The organism is Streptomyces sp. NPDC058812, from assembly GCF_042744565.1.
GTDB lineage: Bacteria > Actinomycetota > Actinomycetes > Streptomycetales > Streptomycetaceae > Streptomyces > Streptomyces thinghirensis.
In genome coordinates, this window is the sequence record NZ_JBHYOB010000009.1 from 145,565 (window position 1) to 165,363 (window position 19,799).

Here is a 19,799-nt window from a genome sequence, read left to right on the forward strand (position 1 = left end):
GGGCTCCGGACGCGGTCCGGACGGGTTCCGGCACGTGACGCCTGTCGCATTGATACGACTATCGGTGCGTGCCTGTGGACAACCGACTCACCCGTCTCCCGCGACCTGGCAGCATGGCGGTGTGACAGCAGCAACGCGCTCCACCCTCTTCCCGCAGGTACCGGACTCGGCCGACGCGGTGCTCGAAGGGCTCGACCCCGAGCAACGCGAGGTGGCGACCGCCCTGCGCGGTCCGGTGTGCGTGCTGGCGGGCGCCGGCACCGGCAAGACCCGGGCGATCACCCACCGCATCGCCTACGGCGTACGCGCCGGGATCCTCCAGCCCTCCAGCGTGCTCGCGGTCACCTTCACCAACCGTGCGGCCGGGGAGATGCGCGGCCGACTGCGTCAGCTCGGTGCCGTGGGCGTCCAGGCCCGCACGTTCCACTCGGCGGCGCTGCGCCAGCTCCAGTACTTCTGGCCGAAAGCGATCGGCGGCTCCCTGCCCAGGCTCGTCGACCGCAAGATCCAGCTCGTCGCCGACGCGGCCGCCGCCTGCCGCATCCGCCTCGACCGGGGCGAGCTGCGCGACGCCACCGCCGAGATCGAGTGGTCCAAGGTCACCCAGACCGTCCCCGCCGACTACGCCCTCGCGGCGGCCAAGGCCGGCCGTGAGGCGCCCCGCGACCCGGCCGAGATCGCCCAGCTCTACTCCGCCTACGAGGACCTCAAGCGCGGGCGTGGCGTCATCGACTTCGAGGACGTGCTGCTGCTGACGGTGGCCGTCCTCCAGGACCGTCACGACGTCGCCGAACAGGTCCGCGCCCAGTACCAGCACTTCGTGGTCGACGAGTACCAGGACGTGAGCCCCCTCCAGCAGCGCCTGCTGGAGCTGTGGCTCGGCGACCGCGACGACCTGTGCGTGGTCGGCGACGCCAGCCAGACGATCTATTCGTTCACGGGAGCAACCCCCGACCATCTGCTCGACTTCCGCAGCCGCCACCCCGGCGCCACCGTCGTCAAGCTGGTCCGCGACTACCGATCCACCCCCCAGGTGGTCCACCTCGCCAACGGGCTGCTCGCCCAGGCCCGGGGCCGCGCCGCCGACCACCGTCTGGAGCTGGTCTCCCAGCGTCCCGCGGGCACCGAGCCCGTCTACACCGAGTACACCGACGAACCGGCGGAGGCCGAGGGCGCCGCCCGGCGCATCCGCGAACTCATCGACTCGGGCGTTCCGGCCGCCGAGATCGCGGTCCTGTTCCGCACGAACTCCCAGTCGGAGACCTACGAACAGGCCCTCGCCGACGCCGGGGTCCCCTACCAGCTGCGCGGCGCGGAGCGTTTCTTCGACCGCCCCGAAGTGCGCAAGGCCGGCAGCTCCCTGCGGGCCGCGGCGCGCTTCGGCGGCAACGACTCCCTCCTCGACGACGCCGTCGACCTGCCCTCCCAGGTGCGTGCGGTGCTGTCCGGAGAGGGATGGACACCGCAGCCCCCGGCCGGGTCGGGCGCCGTCCGCGAGCGCTGGGAGTCACTGGCCGCCCTCGTCAATCTCGCCCAGGACTTCGCCGCCGCGAGAGCGGGCGCCACGCTGAGCGACCTGGTGACCGAACTCGACGAGCGGGCGGGCGCCCAGCACGCCCCGACGGTGCAGGGCGTCACCCTCGCCTCCCTGCACTCCGCCAAGGGCCTGGAGTGGGACGTCGTCTTCCTGGTGGGCGTCGCCGAGGGCATGATGCCGATCACCTACGCAAAGACCGACGAGCAGATCGAGGAGGAACGCCGCCTCCTCTACGTCGGCGTCACCCGCGCGCGCGAACGCCTGCACCTGTCCTGGGCACTCGCCCGCTCACCCGGCGGGCGGCCCAGCCGCCGTCCCAGTCGCTTCCTGAAAGGCCTGCGCCCCGGCTCGGGAACGGCAGGCGGGCATACGGCCGCGGGCGGTCCCGGGGGCGTGGAGCGTGGCTCCGGGCGCGGCGGCGCCGCACCCGCCGTCCCGAGACGGACCCAGCGGACCCCGGCCCGCTGCCGCGTCTGCGGTCGCACGCTCACCGATGCGGGCGAGATGAAGCTGATGCGCTGCGAGGGCTGCCCGTCCGACATGGACGAGGGTGTCTACGAGCGGCTGCGCGAGTGGCGTGCGATCCAGGCGGGGCACAGCGGGCAGCCCGCGTTCTGCGTCTTCACCGACAAGACGCTGATGGCGATCGCCGAGTCCGTCCCGGAGGACGAGCGCGAGCTGGCACGCATCCCGGGAGTCGGAGCGCGCAAGCTCAACCGCTACGGGGCCGACGTCCTGGCCATCTGCGCAGGTCAGAGCAGAGTGGGGCTTGACGAGGACGGCTGATACAAACTCGTCGAAAAAATAGTTTGCGCATGCCCCAGGAATCCCCATAGGTTCTTGGTCACGGGAACAGCGGCCTTCCCGGAGGCCCTGAACCCGTGTTGTACTTGCATATCCGCGGACTGGTTCGTCCCAGTCCCCCGAGACGCCGAGAGGAGGCGAGTCCAGTGATCAGCATCAACACCAGCTCCATCGTCAGCTCCACCGCCAAACTGACCGATCGCTCGGCCGTCTCCCTGTGCATGCTCGGCGTTTCCAACCCGGGCACCGGTCTGTCCGGCATTCGTGCCGTGCGTCCGGCCTCCGCCTCTGTTGCCCCCGCGGGCCTTCCCGTCCGTGAGCGCAATGAGCGACCGACCGAGGCACTGGAAGCAGCAGTAGAGGCGCAGGCGCAGGCCTATGCCTTTACCGCGACCGGTGCCGGATTCCGGAAGCAGACGACGCAGCACCACCAGATGTGGGCCTTCCGTGGGCCAGAACCCTGGAGTGATCCAGCCTGATCGGCGATCAGGCCGGCGCCTTCAGGGCCGCGGAACCCCACCCGGGATCCGCGGCCCTTCTGTTTGTCCTCGAACGGGGACAGCAGCACGAAGGAGCCTCGGGACAAGAAAAGAACCCGGTACCAAGCCGCCACCCGGCCGACCGGCCGGAACGACCAGACGAGGAAGACCACCCGTGCAACTCGAAGCGCACGCCCCGTCCGTACCGCCTTCCGACACGATCCCCAAGCCCGTCCCCACGGAGGACACCACCTTGACCCCGCTCACCGCGCTCACCGCGCTCGACGACGCCATCGAGAACCTCGGCGTGCCCGTCCCCTGCCGCTCGTACGACCCGGAGGTCTTCTTCGCCGAGTCGCCGGCGGACGTCGAGTACGCCAAGTCCCTCTGCCGCACCTGCCCGCTGGTCGAGGCCTGCCTCGCCGGTGCCAAGGAGCGGCGTGAGCCCTGGGGCGTCTGGGGTGGCGAGCTGTTCGTGCAGGGAGTCGTCGTTGCCCGGAAGCGGCCCCGTGGCCGCCCGCGCAAGAACCCGGTCTCGGCATGAACACCGCAGGAACGATCGACCGCCCCCTCACGTACGACCCCAAGAAGCAGGCCCCGATGAAGCCGTCCACCCACGACATCGCAGGCTCCGCGCCTGAAGACTTCACCACCAGCGACGCGAAGGACTCGCGTCAGAACAGGACCCGTGAGATGCAACTCATCCCAGAAGCCCTGGCTCGTGCGCATATGCACGACCGCCTGCATGAGGCAGAGCGGGAACGCCGGGCCCTGCGCGTGGCGACCGCTCGCCGGATGCAGCGCCGGGCCGAGCGCGCCTCGCGGCGTGCCCGGCGGGCGCTCGCCATGGCGGTCATGCAGTAACCGAGCACACCCGAAGCGGTAGCCTCCCGGCCCGGGAGGCGAAGCTCTTCCCGTGGGGGCCGGTCCGTCCGAACGGACCGGCCCCCACGGCGCGTTCAGCCCCGGCGGCTCACGCCTCCGCCGCCGTCTCCTCCGCCTCGTACTCGCCGTCCCTCTGCTCGCCTTCCTCCAGGGGGACGAACCCCACCAGCCACTCCTCCAGCTCGTCGCGCAGCCGGACCGTCGCTCCCAGCTGGCACAGCACGCCGATGGTGCTCAAGGTCACGCGGTGAATCAGCAGGTAGGCAGGCGGCAGGTTGAGCTGCTTGGCCAGCTGGTACGCGGGGGAGCGGGGGTCGCCGATCCGGGCCGCCTGGCTCCGCATCCAACCGCGGGTGAAGGTGAATTCGTCGACCCTGGCCGGCTCGATGATCGGCAGTAGGTAGTCGAGGACGGCGTCGGGGTCCAGCTCTATCGACTCCTTGACGAAACCCTCCGCGCAGAGCATCTCGTAGACGGCGTCCGCCTCGCCGTCCAGCGTCATGCGCAGGGCCGCCCCGATGGGCTCGGGCAGGCCCCCCGGGAGACGGTCGACCGTGCCGAAGTCCAGGACGCCCAGGCGCCAGTCGTCCTCGCCGTCCGGCCCGCCGGGCAGCAGACGGAAGTTGCCGGGGTGCGGGTCGGCGTGCAGAAGGCCGGTGCGCGCCGGGCCCGAGAAGAGGAAGTGGGCCAGGAGCTGGCCGGCCCGGTCGCGCTGCTGCGGTGTGCCGTCCGCGATGATCTCCGACAGCGGGACGCCGTCGATCCACTCGGTGACCAGCACCTGCTCGCACTGGTGGACGACGTCCGGCACCACGATGTCCGGGTCGTCCGCGAACTCCTCGGCGTGAGCCCGCTGAGCCTGCGCCTCCAGGTCGTAGTCCAGTTCCTCGGAGACCCGGTCCTTCAGCTCCGTGATCAGCGGCTTGATGTCCATGCCGGGGACCAGCGGGCCGAGCAGGCGGGCGAAGCGGCTGAGCTGGTTCAGGTCGGACAGCAGGGCCTCGCCGGCGCCCGGGTACTGCACCTTGACCGCCACCTCGCGGCCGTCGTGCCACACCGCCCGGTGCACCTGGCCGATCGAGGCGGCCGCGGCGGGCTTGTCCTCGAACTCGAGGAACAGGTCGTGCCAGTCCTCGCCGAGCCGCTCCGCGAGCACGGAGTGCACCGTACGCGTCGGCATCGGCGGTGCGGCCTCCTGCAACTTGGTCAGTGCCGCCCGATAGGGGCCGGCGACCTCCTCGGGCAGCGCCGACTCGAAGACGGACAGGGCCTGTCCGAACTTCATCGCCCCGCCCTTGAGCTCGCCCAGCACCTTGAACAGCTGCTCCGCGGTGCGCTGCTGCAGCTGCTGGCCGACGATCTCCGCGGACTCGCCCACGATTCGCTTGCCGAGCCCCCAGGTCGCCCGCCCGGCGAAGCCGAGCGGGAGCGCGGCGAGCTTGGCGGTCCGGGTGACCGCCTTGCGCGGAAGATCAGACATGCGCCCTCCAAGTCCCAGCCGGCCGCGCCGGTTCTGCCTCATGGCATGCTTCCGGCGACGGCCCTTGCCCAGCCATTGTCGCGCGCCGCTCCCCATCCCCGGGGGTGTGTTCCTGCTTACCTTTTCCTGCGGCTTGGCACGGGCACGCGGGATGTGCCTGGACCGGCCGCGTGTGCCACCGCAGACCGGGGAGTGAGACCTCCCAGCGCGCACCGGCGCTCGAAGGCGTCCGGCCGTCCAGGAAGGTGAGCGCGTGGGCCGCCGCGAGCCCGGCGACGGCCGAGGCGAGGGTGAGGTCGCAGGGTCGTACCTGGCGCTGTCGGCCCGAGCGCCACTGCGCCACAAGGCGGGGCCAGGCCGGGTCCCGGTCGGTGCGGTCCGCGTGCAGACAGCCCGCACACCCCGTCTCCCCGGGCAGGACGAGGGGGCCGACGACGCCGGTCCCCTCCACGACGCCGGCGTACAGGTGGGGCGTACCGGAGGCCATGAGGGATTCCGCGGCGGCTGGGTCGGGTGTGTGCACCGCGACGTCGTCGCGCGGCGCGACGATCACCAGGGAGAAACCCGGTGCGCTCCCCTCGGGCGGCGTCGTGGGGCCGCGGCGCGGCGGCCGCCCGGGGGCGGCCCGGCGGACCACGCGGCGGGCCGTCTCGTCGCGGCGGTCACCGACGGACTCGGCGGGCAGCCCGCCCGGGGCGACGTCCCACGGCTCGACGCGTCCGCCGTCGAGCACGTCGATCTCACCGACGCCCGCGCCCGACAACAGACCGGCGAGCACCGCGCCCACCCGCCCCGCACCTCTCACCCGCACCCGCAGCGCGCGCCGGGCGGCCAGGTGTCTCATGGCATCCCCCGGTTCGGAGGTGGTCAGGGACAGTGAGGCGAGATCGGGGCGGAGCCGGTCGAGGACCTCCTTCTTCTCCCGCAGGGCGTCGGCGTCCGGCCCGCCGCCCCGCGAGTCGTCGATGAGCCCGGCCCGGGCCAGCCCCTCCACCACCCGGTCGACGTGTCCGTCCGGCAGGTCCATGCGTCGCCCCTCCTCGCGCAGGAGCGCCGGTCCGCGAGTGCCGTTGAGCAGCTCGAGGAAGCTTCCCGTCGCCGTGTCCACCGGGCCGAGCGTCAGCGCGTGCGCCGGCGTCATCCCGAACTGCACGGTGTTCAGATCGCGCCAGCCGCGCCTGAGCGCGGGCTTCACCATCGGATGCATGCCAGGTCCCCCGTAGGTCTTCGACAGTCTTCCCCGTGTGTCCGGCGGTGGTCGGTCGCGTACCTGTTCGTGCGGTCGGTCACGAATCCGCCGGCAGTGCCAGCATGCCCGGACGGGCGGCAGGGCGTCGAAAGTTGTCCACAGGCGGTGGGTATTCGTCGTACAAATCAGTCGTCCACCTCAAGGAGGGTGGCGGATCGGCACCGAACCATCGCGGAGCCGGGACTTCCCCGTGTGCAGCGGGTAACGTCGTGGCGTGTCCGCCGACCCACTGCACCGCGCCGGGGCGCCCCAGCGCACACCGACGAATCCGCCGTCGAACGGCTCGGGGGCGAGCGCGATCGAGGTCCGCAGGAGCACCCGGCGACGCCGGACGGTCTCCGCGTACCGCGAGGGCGATCGCACCGTCGTGCTGATCCCCGCCCGGATGTCCGAAGCGGAGGAGCAACGCTGGGTGAGCGTCATGCTGGACAAGCTGGCCGCCCAGGAGAGCAAGCGCGTCCTCGGCGACGCCGAGCTGGCCGAGCGTGCGGAGCGCCTGTCGGGCCAGTACTTCGACGGCCGGGCCCGGCCCACCTCGGTCCGCTGGGTCACCAACCAGAACACGCGCTGGGGCTCGTGCACCCCGTCCGAGGGAAGCATCCGGCTCTCGCACCGTCTCCAGGGCATGCCCGAGTACGTCGTCGACTACGTCCTTCTCCACGAACTGGCGCATCTGCTCGTCCCCGGGCACGGGCCACGGTTCTGGCGGCTGCTGGAGGCGTATCCGAGGACCGAGCGCGCCCGCGGCTACCTCGAGGGCGTGGTCGCCGCCGACCGGTTGCCGCACGTACCCGGCGCTCGCAGCGAATAGCGTGCGCCCTTGAGCGTGCCCCGGCGGGGCCTTCGCCACGGCCGCGCACGGGTTCTGTACCGGCTCTGTACCGACTGCCTCCGGTGTCCGGGGTTGCCGTTAGCCTGGCGCGACGCACTCGTATTCGGATGGGGGACGGTCGTAACGCATGGCCAGGGAATTCCAACGCGGCCACAAGGCCAGGATCAGTGACCTCACCGCGGGCACGGATCTGTACGTAGGCGTGCAGATCTCCGGCCCCGGGCTGAGCTTCGACATCAGCTGCTTCGGTCTCGACGCCGACGAGCGGCTGTCGGACGACCGGTACTTCGTGTTCTTCAATCAACCGAAGACCCCCGAGGAGTCCATCCAGCTCCTGGGTGCGCAGGCGGGAGACACGGAGTCCTTCCGGGTCACCCTCGACAGGGTCCCGCCGCAGGTGCAGAAGCTGTCCTTCACGGCGACGATCGACGGCGCCGGTCAGATGTCGCAGGTCGGCCCCGGATACATCCGGATCGTCGCGGGCGGCGAGGAGGTGGCCCGGTATCCGTTCAGCGGCTCGGAGTTCTCCACCGAGCGCGCCGTGATGCTGGGCGACTTCTATCTGAAGGACGTGTGGCGTTTCGCCGCCGTCGGGCAGGGCTTCGACGGTGGGCTGGACGCGCTGCTGAGGAACTTCGGCGGCGAGGTCGCCGAGGAGGAGGCGCCCGCGCCGCAGCAGGCGCAGCAGCCGCAGGCCGGCGCTGCCCCGGGCTTCGCCCCGCCCGCCCAGGCCTCGGCGCCGCCGGCGTTCGGGGCGCCCGCCGCCGCTCCTGAGCCCGCCCCGGCCCCTGCCCCCGCGCAGCCCGCTCCGCAGGGCTTCGCCCCTCCGCCCGGCGCCACGCCGCCCGCGGCCCCCGCTCCGGCGCCCGGGCCCGACGTGCACGCCGCGCAGACCATCGTCGCGCCCATGAACACGCCGCCCGGCGGCTCCCCGGTGCCGCCCCCGGCCCCGGCGCCCGGGCCGTACGGCCAGCCGGGCCAGCCCGGTCAGCAGCAGCCGCCGTACGGTCAGGTCCCCGGCCAGGGTGCCCCGCCGCCTCCCGGCTACGGACAGCCCCAGGCTCCCCAGACCCCGGCTCCGCCTCCCGGCTACGGTCAGCCGACCCCGCCTCCGGGATACGGTCAGCCGACCCCGCCTCCGGGATACGGTCAGCCCAGCACCCCGCCGCAGGGCTACGGGCAGCCCGCCCCGCCTCCCGGCTACGGCCAGCAGGCCCCCCATGGTGCCCCGCAGAGCATGCCCCAGGGCGCGCCGCAGGGCGCCGGGGTGATGGCCGCGCTCCAGCAGTTCAAGGAGACGGCGACCGGACAGCGCTGGACCCAGCAGAACAAGAAGCTGGTCCGCGTCGACCTCGGCGCGGAAGGCCAGCCCGTGCTGGCCCGGCAGGGCAGCATGGTGCTCTACCAGGGCAAGGTCGACTTCAGCTACAAGGGCGCCGGGTTCGCCGGCCGGGTCGTGGGCAACGCCACCGGCCAGGAGATGCAGCTGATGCGCTGCACCGGCAAGGGACAGGTGTTCCTCGCTGACAACTCCGCGATGCTGCACCCGATCGAGCTCCAGGGCGACGCCATCTGCGTCTCCGCGGAGAACGTCCTCGCCTTCGACGAGAGCCTTCAGCACGAGGTCCGCCGCATCGAGGGACACGGCATTCCCGGTGGCGCGCTGTTCACGATGCAGTTCCAGGGCACCGGCACGATCGTCGTCAAGACGCACGGCGTGCCCGTGGTGCTGCCGGTCACGCCCACCACGTTCGCCGACTGCAACGCCGTCGTCGCCTGGTCGGCGGCCGCCCAGGTGGTCGTCTCCAGCCAGGTGCGGATGCGCCGGAACTCCTACGCGGGCGACACGGGCGAGAGCGTCAACCTGCAGTTCCGGGCGGCACCCGGCAACTTCGTCATCGTCCAGCCGTACGAGATCTGAGGGAGAGCCCGACATGAACCAGCCGCTCGCGGGCTACGCCCCCGCACCGGTCACCGCACGCATGGAGAACCACGGCAACCACATGCTGAAGGTCGCCATGCAGACCGGAAACGACCTCCTCGCGCGCGTGGGCTCGATGACCGCCTACGAGGGCTTCGTCCAGTACGAGCCCAATCCGCCGGCCGTCCGCCAGATCGCGAAGGACTGGATGACCGGCGAGGGCGCGCCTTTGATGAAGTGCTCCGGCGACGGTCTGCTCTACCTCGCCGACTACGGTGCGAACGTCGTCGTCATCAACCTCAACGGCGACGGGATCTCCGTCAACGCCACCAACCTGCTCGCCTTCGACGCCCACCTGACGTGGGGCGTGGAGCGGGTCAAGGGCCTGGCGAAGTTCGCCGGACAGGGCCTGTGGAACACCAAGATCTCCGGTCAGGGCTGGGTCGCGCTCACCTCCCGGGGCAAGCCGATCGTGGTCGACTGCGGCGGTGGCGAGGACGAGACGTACGTCGACCCGGACGCGCTCGTCGCCTGGTCCCCGAACCTCAAGGTGAAGGGCAAGCGCAGCTTCAAGGCGCAGTCGCTGATCGGCCGCGGCAGCGGCGAGGCCTACCAGATGGCCTTCTCCGGTCAGGGCATCGTCGTCGTCCAGCCCAGCGAGGACAGCACCGACCGCCTCCGGGCCCGGGGCTGAGGGGGAGCCAGAACATCATGCAGAGCCCGCTTTTCGCCTACAACGACCAGCAGACCCAGGAAGCCTGGAGCCTGCAGAACAAACACATGCTCCGCGTCGCGCTGGAGGGCCACGACGACGTGCTCGCCCGCAAGGGCACGATGGTCGCCTACCAGGGACTCGTCGAGTTCGACGCCGAGTACCAGAGCAACAACCAGTCACGCGCGCGTGCGCACACCGGTGAGGGCCTGGACCTGATGCGCTGCCACGGGCAGGGCACGGTCTTCTTCGCCAACCTCGCCCAGTGCATCCACGTGATGGAGGTCGACCAGGAGGGCCTCACCGTCGACAGCAGCTACGTGCTGGCGATGGACTCGTCCCTGCACCACGAGGTCATCGCGGTCGACAGCCTGTACGGCATCTCCGGCTCGGGGAAGTACCAGCTCAACATCACCGGCCGGGGCAAGGTCGCCCTGATGACCTCGGGCGCCCCGCTGCTGATGCAGGTGACGCCCGACAAGTACGTCAACTGCGACGCCGACGCGATCGTCGCCTGGTCCACCGGTCTGCGTGTGCAGATGCAGGCCCAGACGCACTCCTCCGGGGTGTGGCGGCGCCGCGGCAACACCGGTGAGGGCTGGGAGCTCAGCTTCATGGGCAGCGGCTTCGCGCTCGTCCAGCCCAGCGAGCTGCTGCCCCCGCAGAACGCCCAGCTCGGGCAGGGGATCGCCGCGCAGTACGGCATGGGCCAGCAGGGCGCCCGAGGCCAGAACCAGGGCAACGTCTGGAGCTGAGCGCCCGGCGCCGTGTCGCACGGGTTGTAAGGGGTGATCGCGAGGGCGGTCACCCCTTACCCGGTTCAGAGCCGGGCGCGGGTCGCCTCCAGCAGGCGTACGACCGACTCGTCCGCCACCTCAGAGACCTCGGCATACGGGAACCAGCGCAGGTCGAGGGACTCGTCGCTGATCGCCTCCACGGCCCCCTCCGGAGCCACCGCCGCGTACTGGACGTCCAGGTGCCAGGCGCAGGGCGTGTGGTGGCGGTCCAGCCGCACCGGGCCGCCGGGGACCAGAGTCAGACCGGCGATGCCGGACTCCTCGGTCCCCTCGCGCAGCGCGGCCCGCGCCAGCGTCTCGTCGACCGGCTCGCAGTGGCCGCCCATCTGCAGCCACATGCGCAGCTTCTTGTGCAGGGTCAGCAGGACTCGCCCGCGCGACGGGTCGATCACCAGGGCGCTCGCCGTGACGTGCCCGTCCCCGCAGGCCTTCCACATGCCGTCCGGGTGCCTCGCGAGATGGTCCAGGTAGATCTGGCGCAGCTCGACCTGGCCCTCGTATCCCTTCAGGACCAGGACCGCGTCGTCGTGGAGGCTCACTCGGGTCCGTCGCCCTTGCCGTCGGCCTCGTCCCGGCCCCTCTCGCCCTTCCCGTCCTTCTCGTCCTTCTTCTTCAGGTCGGGCTTGCCGGCCGCCTCGCCGAGCATCTTGTCCAGCTCGGAGAAGTCCAGCTGCTCACGGTGGACGAAGCCGTCCGGGTCGTCCAGGTCGGTCGCGGTCGGCAGCATGTCGGGGTGGGCCCACAGGCCGTCCCGGCCGTCGACACCGCGCGCGTCCGTCAGGGACGCCCACAGACGGGAGGCGTCGCGCAGGCGGCGCGGGCGCAGCTCCAGGCCGATCAGCGTGGCGAAGGTCTGCTCCGCCGGTCCGCCCGAGGCGCGACGGCGGCGCAGCGTCTCGCGCAGCGCGTCGGCGGAGGACAGGCGCGGCTTGGCGGCGGCGTGCACCACCGCGTCCACCCAGCCCTCGACGAGCGCCAGAGCCGTCTCCAGACGGGCCAGGGCCGCCTTCTGCTCCGGGGTGTCCTCCGGCTGGAACATGCCCTGCTGGAGAGCCTCCTGCAACTGCTCGGGATTCTGCGGGTCGAACTGGCCGACCACGTCCTCCAGCTTGGCCGTGTCGACCTTGATCCCGCGGGCATAGCCGTCGACCGCGCCGAACAGGTGCGAGCGCAGCCACGGCACGTGCGCGAAAAGTCGCTGGTGGGCGGCCTCGCGCAGGGCGAGATACAGCCGCACCTCCTCCTGCGACACGCCGAGGTCCTTGCCGAACGCCTCGATGTTCACCGGCAGCAGCGCGGCCTTGCCGGCCGGGCCGAGCGGCAGGCCCACGTCGGTCGAGCCGACGACCTCGCCGGCGAGCACGCCGACGGCCTGTCCGATCTGCGTGCCGAACATGGCGCCGCCCATGGACCGCATCATCCCGATCAGCGGGCCGGCCATGGCCTGCATCTCCTCGGGCAGCACGTCGCCCATGGCGGTGCCGACGCGCTCGGCGACCGGGTCGACGAGCTCACGCCAGGCGGGCAGGGTCGCCTCGACCCACTCCGCGCGGCTCCAGGCCACCGCGGTACCCGCACCGGAGGGCAGGGCGGTCGCGTCGTCCAGCCACAGGTCGGCCAGGCGGACGGCCTCCTGGACGGCATTGCGCTCGGCGGGGCCGACGCTGGCGTCCTTGGTGCCGTCCGGCGTGCCCTGGGAGACCGTCTGGCGGGCGATCTGCTTGGCCATGTCCCAGTTCACCGGGCCGCCCTCGTAGGAGAGCATCTGGCCCAGCTGCTGGAACGCGGCGCCCAGGTCGTTGGGGTTCATGGAACCGAACATGGCAGCGAACGGGTTGTCCGCACCGGGGCCGCCAAGGCCGCCGGCTCCGGGCCCGAATCCGAACGGGTTGGCCGGTCCCTGACCACCGCCGCCCTGCTGGTCCTTCTTCTTGCCCTCGTCGCCGTCGTCCGGCTCCTCCGGCGGAAGGCCGAATCCGAATGGGGTGTCACTCACGGGGTTCCTCGGCTGGTAGGGCCGCCGGTTCTTTCCGGCGGCACGGCTGCCCGACTTCACCACCCAGCGTAGACACCCGGGGCGGTTCGGGCCTCGGTGCTTCGCCGACTGACGGCCTGCGGCAGGATGGATGCCACCTGGTACGTGCGCGTCGCTCGCGCCCGTACTGAAGACAACCGCTGGAGACGCCCGGTGAGTTCCCCAGATCCGCAGGTTCGCGCAGCGCGAAACCAGTCAACCAGTTCCGCCCGCCCCGGCGCGCGCGGACCCGTCGTCGCGGTCACCGGTGCCGCGTCCGGCGTCGGGGCGCTGCTCACCGAGCGGCTCGCCGCGTCCGGCGAGGTCAGACAGGTCGTGGCCATCGACGAACGACGCGGAGAGTGCGCGGCGGCACAGTGGCAGATCCTGGACGTGCGGGACCCGGCCATCGCCGAGAAACTGCGCGGCGCGGACGTGGTCGTGCACCTCGCGCTCGATCTCGACCTGGAGACCGACGCGGCCGCCCGGACGGCTTACAACGTCCGGGGGACGCAGACCGTCCTGACCGCCGCCGCGGCGGCCGGCGTGCACCGGGTCGTCCTCTGCACCTCCGCGATGGTCTACGGCGCCCTCCCGGAGAACGAGCTGCCGCTGTCCGAGGACGCCGAGCTGCGCGCCACGGCCGAGGCCACCGGGGTCGGAGACCTGCTGGAGATCGAACGGCTCGCCCGGCGCGCGCCCCGCGCGCACCCCGGACTCAATGTGACCGTCGTCCGGCCCGCGGTGCTGGTCGGAGGCATGGACACCGCACTGACCAGGTACTTCGAGTCCCCTCGGCTGCTGGTCGTGGCCGGATCCCGACCGGCCTGGCAGTTCTGCCACGTCGACGACCTGTGCAGCGCCCTGGAGTACGCCGTGCTGGAGAAGGCCGACGGGGAACTGGCCGTCGGCTGCGACGGGTGGCTGGAGCAGGAGGAGGTCGAGGAGCTCAGCGGGATCCGGCGGATGGAGCTGCCGTCGGCGGTCGCGCTCGGCGCGGCGGCCCGGCTGCACCGGATCGGGCTGACGCCGTCCCCGGCCGGGGACCTGGCGTACACGATGTACCCCTGGGTGGTGAGCGGCAGCCGGCTGCACGACGCCGGATGGCGGCCGAAGTACACCAACGAGGAGGTGCTCGCGGAGCTGCTGGAGGAGGTCTCCGGGCGGCACACGGTCGCCGGTCGGCGCCTCGGGCGCAAGGACGCGACGGCGGCGGGAGCCGCGGGTGCGACGGTGGCGCTGCTGGGCGCGGCCGCGGTGGTGCGCCGGGCCCGGAAGGCGCGGCGCAGGATCTGACGCGGGCGCCGGGGCGTCACCCGGCCTCTGCCCCGTACCGACCGGCCACGGGTCCCTGTAGGAGGCTCCAAAGCGGTACGCGCGCGTGCCGGGCGATAGCGCTATTCCGCGCCGTCCGTGCCGTGGGGCACGATGGGCGTATGGCAACCACGAACGACCACCCCGGTGAGCTGGCCGCACCGGACCCCGTCAAGCTGATCGGCATCCGGGAGACGCCCCTCTCCGTGGACGAGGTCTTCCGGGCCGTCGGGGACGACGCGGCCGGCGGGACCGCGCTGTTCGTGGGGACGGTGCGCAACCACGACGGCGGGACCGACGTCGATCGGCTCGGGTACTCCTGCCACCCCAGCGCCGAGGCCGAGATGCGGCGGATCGCCGAGAAGGTCGTCGCGGAGTACCCCGTACGGGCGCTCGCGGCGGTACACCGTGTGGGTGACCTGGAGGTCGGGGACCTCGCCGTGGTCGTCGCCGTGTCCTGCCCGCACCGGGGCGAGGCCTTCGACGCCTGCCGGAAGCTGATCGACGACCTGAAGCACGAAGTGCCCATCTGGAAGCACCAGACCTTCTCCGACGGGACCGAAGAATGGGTGGGCGCCTGCTGAAGGCGTTGCGAACGCCCCTGCGTCACCACGCGTAGCTCCGGTTGCGTAACCGACCCCCCGGCGTGAGCGTTGTCACTGCGGATGGTTAATCTGCTGATCAGTCAGTCGCGGACGCTCATGGGGTTGGGAGGTCGGCATGACAGCGCTTGCCTGGTTGCTGATTCCGCTTGTGGCGGCTGTCGGCGCGGGTCTGTGGGGCAGTTGGGCCAATCGGACCCGTAAGGCACGGAGCGACGGGCCCGAGCTGGACGGGTACGCCCGCTTCCGCGAGGCCATGGAGAAGCCCCGCACCGGAGCCTGACCGGACGGCGCAGCCCTGACGGTGTTCTGACAGCTCTGTCCCGTACTGTCGTGCCATGCCACGCCGCACCGCGACGATGCTCGCCTCCACCCTGATGCTGATCGCGCTCCTGTGCGCGGGTGTGTTCATCCCCGTGCCCTACTCGGAGATGTCCCCGGGGCCGACGGTGAACACCCTTGGGGACCATGACGGCGAGCCGGTGCTGCAGATCGACGGGCACAAGACCTATGAGGCGAGCGGCCATCTGAACATGACCACCGTCCGGGTCACCAGCGCCGAGTACAAGATGAACCTCGTGGAGGCGGTCTACGGCTGGCTGGCGCACGACAACCGCGTGGTGCCGCACGAGACCCTCTACCCGGACGGCAAGACCGAGGAAGAGGCCACGCAGGAGAACGCCGAGGAGTTCAGCCAGTCCCAGGAGAGCGCCAAGGTCGCCGCCCTCAAGGCACTCGACATCCCGGTGAAGTCCTGGGTGGTCGTCTCCACGGTCGTCAAGGACTCCCCGGCCGAGGGCCGGCTGCACGCCGGAGACGTGATCAAAGCGGTGGACGGTACGACCGTCAAGAAGCCCGCCGACGTCGCCGAGCTGGTGACCGAGCGCGAACCCGGACAGGACGTCGTCTTCACGATCGTGCCCGCCAAGGAGCAGGCCGCCGCGGAGAAGGAGGGCCGGACGCCCACCAAGACGCAGCAAGTCAAGATCACCACCGCGACCTCCGACGACGCCGGTGAGAAGCGCGCCATCGTCGGGATCTCCGCGGGGACCGATCACACCTTCCCGTTCTCCATCGACATCAAGCTGGCCGACGTCGGCGGCCCGAGCGCCGGTCTGATGTTCGCCCTCGGCATCTACGACAAGCTCACTCCGGGCGACCTGACCGGCGGCGCGTTCGTGGCCGGCACCGGGACGATCGACGACAACGGCAAGGTCGGCCCGATCGGCGGCATCGGGATGAAGACCATCGGCGCACGCGACAAGGGCGCCCGGTACTTCCTGACGCCCGCCGACAACTGCGCGGCCGCCGCCGAGGACATCCCCGACGGGCTCACCCTCGTGAAGGTGGACACCATCGACGACGCCCTCGGCGCGCTGAAGGACATCCGCTCCGAGAAGACCGCCGACCTGCCGAAGTGCCCGACGGGATGACGGACCGAGCAGCCGCGTAGCGCCCCTCGGGGCTACTCCTCGAAGGTCGCCGTCAGGGCCTGGGCCAGCCCCGGCACCAGGTCGGAGCCCGTGAGGACCTCCGTGGCGGCGTCCTTCTCCCGCAGACGCAGCGCCGAGTCGCGGGCACCGTCGCGCAGGACCGCGACCGTCATGCGGACCTCCTGGCGGTCGGGGTGCTCCGCCACCCACTGCGCCAGCTTCGTCTCGCTCAGGCCCTCGGGGACCTGGGCCTCGGCGGACGGCGGCAGCATCAGGCGTTCCACGGCGAGCGCGCAGCCGACGACCGCGTCCGGCCAGGCGATGGTGCCCAGGAACTCGTCGAGCGGCTGGTCCGTTGGAATCTCGTCCTGCTCGATCGGGGTCAGGCCGGTGCTCTCCGGCTCGTCCCGCAGACCGAGCCGGTCCGCGAGCGAGGGCTGATCGGCCCTCAGCCGTGCGGTGTCGACAAGTGCAAAGAGGCGGGCGGGCTGGTCCCAGCCGAGGCCGGAGACGTACTCGTCGATCTCGAGTACGGCCCGGGTGAGGGGGCTCGCTGCCATGGGAGTGTTGGACATGGTCACAATCCTGCCTCGTTACTGGCCCGAATCGGGAACCGAGTAAACGATGAGTAAGTTGCATAGGTGTGGGCCCACGATCACGGGGGCGCACGGGGGGCCCACGAACCCGAGGGCCTGACGGATCAACAGCGAACTTCGAGGTGCGCACCTTGGCTTTCCAGATGCCGGACCGCGGCGGAGGCCCCCCGACGGGGCCGCGGATCAGAGTGGGCCGCCCGTCCCGGCGTGTCCGAACCCTGCTCATGACACTTGGTGTCCTTGCCGTGCTCGCCATGGCGTTCACCATGTTCGCGGGATTCTGGACGGACTGGCTCTGGTATCGGTCGGTCCACTACTCGTCGGTGTTCACGACGACCCTGTGGACCAAGATCGGACTTTTCTTCGTCTTCGGCCTGCTGATGGCCCTCGCCGTCGGGTTCAACATCTGGCTGGCCCACCGGCTGCGGCCGCCGCTGAGCGCCATGTCGATGGAGCAGCAGAACCTCGACCGGTACCGGATGGGCATCGCCCCGTACAAGAAGTGGCTGCTGCTCGGCATCACGGCCCTGGTCGGCCTGATCGCCGGCGCCTCCGCGTCCGGCCAGTGGCGGACCTGGCTCATGTGGGTCAACGGCGTGCCCTTCGGGCAGAAGGACCCCCAGTTCAAGCTGGACGTCTCCTTCTACGCCTTCGACCTGCCCTGGTACCGGTTCCTGCTCGGCTTCGGCTTCGCCGCCGTGATCATCTCCGTGATCGCCGCCGCGCTCACCCACTACCTGTACGGCGGGCTCCGCGTCACCAGCCCGGGGGCGCGCGCCACGGCCGCGGCCACCGGGCACCTGTCGGTGCTCATCGGCGTCTTCGTCGCCCTCAAGGCGGTCGCCTACTGGCTCGACCGGTACGGGCTGGCGGTGAAGTCCAGCGACTTCAAGGCGACCGACAGCTGGACGGGTCTGAGGTACGTCGACGCCAACGCCTATCTGCCGGCCAAGACGATCCTGTTCTGCATCGCCGTCATCTGCGCGCTGCTGTTCTTCGCCACCATCTGGCGGCGCACCTGGCAGCTGCCCGTGATCGGTTTGGGTCTGATGGTGCTCTCCGCGATCCTCATCGGCGGTCTGTACCCGGCGCTGGTCCAGAAGTTCCAGGTCCAGCCGAACGAGCAGGCCAAGGAGGCGCCGTACGTCGAGAAGAACCTGAAGGCGACGCGCGACGCCTACGGCATCGAGGGCACCCAGGTCGCCGAGTACCCGGGCGTGAGCCAGACCAAGGACAAGACCAAGCTCCGTGACGACGTGGATGCCGCCGCGTCCATCCGGATCATGGACCCGAACGTCATCTCGCCGACGTTCCAGCAGCTCCAGCAGATGCGGAACTACTACGCGTTCCCGAACAACCTGGACGTCGACCGCTACGCCAAGGACGGCAAGGACCAGGACACGGTCATCGGTCTGCGTGAGCTGAACCTGGCCGGCATCCCGAAGAAGAACTGGATCAACAACCACTTCCGCTACACCCACGGCTACGGAGTGGTCGCGGCCAAGGGCACCGAGGTCGACTCCGAGGGCCGTCCGGTCTTCACCGAGTCCGACCTGCCGTCCAAGGGCGACCTCGGGACGTACGAGCAGCGGATCTACTACGGCGAGAAGACCAACACGTACTCGATCGTCGGTGGTCCCCAGAAGGAGATCGACTACTCCGACGACAACGGCGAGAAGACGTTCAGCTACAAGGGCGACGGTGGCGTCGACCTGTCCAGCCCGGTCAACCGGGCGGCGTACGCGGCAGCGTTCAGCGAGCCGCAGATCCTCTACTCCGGTGCGATCGGCGAGGGCTCGCGGATCCTGTACAACCGCACGCCCAAGGAGCGCGTCGAGGCGGTCGCCCCGTGGCTGACCATCGACGGCGACGCCTACCCGGCGGTGGTGGACGGCCGTATCCAGTGGATCGTCGACGCGTACACGACGACGAACGGCTATCCGTACGCCTCGCGTACGACGCTCGGCGACACGACCGCCGACTCGCTGACCGCGGCCAACGACCAGCGCGCGGTGGTGGCCCAGCAGAACCAGGTCAACTACATCCGCAACTCCGTGAAGGCGACCGTCGACGCGTACAGCGGTGACGTCAAGCTCTACCAGTGGGACACCAAGGATCCGGTCCTGAAGACCTGGATGAAGGCGTTCCCGAACACGGTGCAGGACAAGAGCGAGATCTCCGACGCGCTGATGGCGCATCTGCGCTACCCGCAGGATCTGTTCAAGGTCCAGCGCGAGCTGCTCACGCGCTACCACGTGAAGGACGCCAACACGTTCCTCAGCGGCAGCGAGGTGTGGCAGGTGCCGGACGACCCGACCAACAAGTCGGGTGACGCGGTGCCTCCGTACTACCTGAGCATGAAGATGCCGGACCAGGATCAGCAGGCGTTCTCGCTGACGACGACGTTCACGCCCAACGGACGCGACAACATCAGCGCGTTCATGGCGGTCGACGCCGAGGCCGGGACAGAGGGCTACGGCAAGATCAGAATCCTGAAGCTGCCGACGAGTACGACCGTCAACGGACCGAAACAGGTCCAGAGCCAGTTGAACTCCGAGCAGGACATCGCCGAGACCATCAGGCTGCTGAGAGGCGGCGACTCGGAGGTCGAGTACGGCAACCTGCTGACGGTACCGCTCGACGGAGGCCTGCTGTACGTCGAGCCGGTCTATGTGCGCGGTGGCGACCTCAAGTACCCGCTGCTGCGCAAGGTCCTGGTGAGCTACGGAGGCAACACCGCCTTCGAGAACACGCTCGACGAGGCCCTCGCCAAGGTCTTCGGTGAAGCGGAGGAGGGCTCGACCCAGCCACCACCGGACGAGGGCGAGGACACCACCGAGCCGCCGCCGACCTCGACCAACCCGACGGTCAAGGAAGCGCTGAGCGATGCGCAGAAGGCCTTCGACGCCGGTCAGAAGGCGCTGGAACAGAAGGACCTCGCCGCGTACGCGGAGGCGCAGAAGGATCTGGAGGAGGCCCTGCAACGCGCCGAGGACGCGCAGGCCAAGGCCGACCAGAGCGGCGGCAAGAACGGGGACGACAAGAACGGGGACAAGGGCGAGGACGGCAAGGCCAGTCCGAGTCCGAGCCCGGCCGGAGACTCCGGATCAGGCCCGGACAGCGGCTGACGCCGTTGCTTCGAGC

General features: G+C 70.7%; 18 protein-coding genes. 13 read left to right on the forward strand and 5 right to left on the reverse strand.

What is annotated here, in order from left to right:
* The first annotated feature begins 121 nt into the window (after window positions 1-121).
* The 4 genes from ACFW48_RS20420 (at window position 122) to ACFW48_RS20435 (ending at window position 3,684) form a co-directional block, all read left to right on the forward strand.
* Window positions 122-2,323, forward strand: a complete 2,202-nt coding sequence (locus ACFW48_RS20420) for an ATP-dependent DNA helicase UvrD2 (protein ID WP_386316516.1) — start codon at window positions 122-124, stop codon at window positions 2,321-2,323.
* 164 nt (window positions 2,324-2,487) lie between these two features.
* Window positions 2,488-2,820, forward strand: a complete 333-nt coding sequence (locus ACFW48_RS20425; protein WP_386316517.1) for a hypothetical protein — start codon at window positions 2,488-2,490, stop codon at window positions 2,818-2,820.
* Window positions 2,821-2,995: 175 nt separating this feature from the next.
* The gene (locus ACFW48_RS20430; protein ID WP_386316518.1) at window positions 2,996-3,364 is read left to right on the forward strand and encodes a WhiB family transcriptional regulator; all 369 of its coding nucleotides are present in this window, start codon (window positions 2,996-2,998) and stop codon (window positions 3,362-3,364) included.
* Window positions 3,361-3,684 carry a hypothetical protein gene (locus ACFW48_RS20435; protein WP_386316519.1) on the forward strand — a complete coding sequence of 108 codons (324 nt, stop codon included), beginning with the start codon at window positions 3,361-3,363 and terminating at the stop codon, window positions 3,682-3,684. Before ACFW48_RS20430 ends, ACFW48_RS20435 begins: the two co-directional genes overlap by 4 nt.
* A 109-nt stretch (window positions 3,685-3,793) precedes the next feature.
* Here the strand turns inward: ACFW48_RS20435 and ACFW48_RS20440 are convergent, their stop codons facing one another.
* On the reverse strand, window positions 3,794-5,185 hold the full coding sequence (locus ACFW48_RS20440) for an ABC1 kinase family protein (RefSeq protein WP_386316521.1): 1,392 nt from the start codon (window positions 5,183-5,185) through the stop codon (window positions 3,794-3,796).
* Complete coding sequence (locus tag ACFW48_RS20445) at window positions 5,178-6,392, reverse strand: TOMM precursor leader peptide-binding protein (RefSeq protein ID WP_386316523.1); 1,215 nt, start codon at window positions 6,390-6,392, stop codon at window positions 5,178-5,180. Before ACFW48_RS20445 ends, ACFW48_RS20440 begins: the two co-directional genes overlap by 8 nt.
* 256 nt (window positions 6,393-6,648) lie before the next feature.
* Here ACFW48_RS20445 and ACFW48_RS20450 point away from each other — a divergent pair, with 256 nt between their 5' ends.
* The 4 genes from ACFW48_RS20450 to ACFW48_RS20465 all read left to right on the forward strand — a co-directional run bounded on the left by ACFW48_RS20450 (window position 6,649) and on the right by ACFW48_RS20465 (window position 10,654).
* On the forward strand, window positions 6,649-7,245 hold the full coding sequence (locus tag ACFW48_RS20450) for a M48 family metallopeptidase (protein ID WP_386316525.1): 597 nt from the start codon (window positions 6,649-6,651) through the stop codon (window positions 7,243-7,245).
* 148 nt (window positions 7,246-7,393) lie between these two features.
* Complete coding sequence (locus tag ACFW48_RS20455; protein ID WP_386316527.1) at window positions 7,394-9,187, forward strand: TerD family protein; 1,794 nt, start codon at window positions 7,394-7,396, stop codon at window positions 9,185-9,187.
* A 13-nt stretch (window positions 9,188-9,200) separates the two neighbouring features.
* Window positions 9,201-9,881, forward strand: coding sequence for an AIM24 family protein (locus ACFW48_RS20460; protein ID WP_345591873.1), 681 nt, complete (start codon window positions 9,201-9,203; stop codon window positions 9,879-9,881).
* Window positions 9,882-9,898: 17 nt separating this feature from the next.
* A complete protein-coding gene (locus tag ACFW48_RS20465) occupies window positions 9,899-10,654 on the forward strand; it encodes an AIM24 family protein (RefSeq protein WP_386316529.1) in 756 nt (251 codons plus the stop codon).
* Window positions 10,655-10,719: 65 nt separating this feature from the next.
* Here the strand turns inward: ACFW48_RS20465 and ACFW48_RS20470 are convergent, their stop codons facing one another.
* Window positions 10,720-11,235, reverse strand: a complete 516-nt coding sequence (locus ACFW48_RS20470; RefSeq protein WP_386316531.1) for an NUDIX hydrolase — start codon at window positions 11,233-11,235, stop codon at window positions 10,720-10,722.
* The gene (locus ACFW48_RS20475) at window positions 11,232-12,692 is read right to left on the reverse strand and encodes a zinc-dependent metalloprotease (protein WP_386316533.1); all 1,461 of its coding nucleotides are present in this window, start codon (window positions 12,690-12,692) and stop codon (window positions 11,232-11,234) included. The genes ACFW48_RS20470 and ACFW48_RS20475 overlap by 4 nt, the downstream gene beginning before the upstream one ends.
* A 192-nt stretch (window positions 12,693-12,884) precedes the next feature.
* Here ACFW48_RS20475 and ACFW48_RS20480 point away from each other — a divergent pair, with 192 nt between their 5' ends.
* The 4 genes from ACFW48_RS20480 to ACFW48_RS20495 all read left to right on the forward strand — a co-directional run bounded on the left by ACFW48_RS20480 (window position 12,885) and on the right by ACFW48_RS20495 (window position 16,059).
* On the forward strand, window positions 12,885-14,006 hold the full coding sequence (locus ACFW48_RS20480) for an SDR family oxidoreductase (RefSeq protein ID WP_386316535.1): 1,122 nt from the start codon (window positions 12,885-12,887) through the stop codon (window positions 14,004-14,006).
* A gap of 140 nt (window positions 14,007-14,146) precedes the next feature.
* Entirely contained in the window at window positions 14,147-14,608 is a 462-nt protein-coding gene (locus ACFW48_RS20485) for a molybdenum cofactor biosynthesis protein MoaE (protein ID WP_386308092.1), read from the forward strand.
* Between the two features lie 136 nt (window positions 14,609-14,744).
* A complete protein-coding gene (locus tag ACFW48_RS20490; protein WP_386316537.1) occupies window positions 14,745-14,909 on the forward strand; it encodes a hypothetical protein in 165 nt (54 codons plus the stop codon).
* 55 nt (window positions 14,910-14,964) lie between these two features.
* Window positions 14,965-16,059 (forward strand): PDZ domain-containing protein, encoded by a 1,095-nt coding sequence (locus ACFW48_RS20495; RefSeq protein WP_386316539.1) that lies wholly within the window; start codon window positions 14,965-14,967, stop codon window positions 16,057-16,059.
* Window positions 16,060-16,091: 32 nt separating this feature from the next.
* On the opposite strand, the gene ACFW48_RS20500 is transcribed toward ACFW48_RS20495, so the two are convergent.
* On the reverse strand, window positions 16,092-16,634 hold the full coding sequence (locus ACFW48_RS20500) for a PPA1309 family protein (protein ID WP_386316540.1): 543 nt from the start codon (window positions 16,632-16,634) through the stop codon (window positions 16,092-16,094).
* Between the two features lie 164 nt (window positions 16,635-16,798).
* Between ACFW48_RS20500 and ACFW48_RS20505 the strand changes: the two genes are divergently transcribed.
* Window positions 16,799-19,783 carry a UPF0182 family protein gene (locus ACFW48_RS20505; RefSeq protein WP_386316852.1) on the forward strand — a complete coding sequence of 995 codons (2,985 nt, stop codon included), beginning with the start codon at window positions 16,799-16,801 and terminating at the stop codon, window positions 19,781-19,783.
* The last annotated feature ends 16 nt before the right edge of the window (window positions 19,784-19,799 follow it).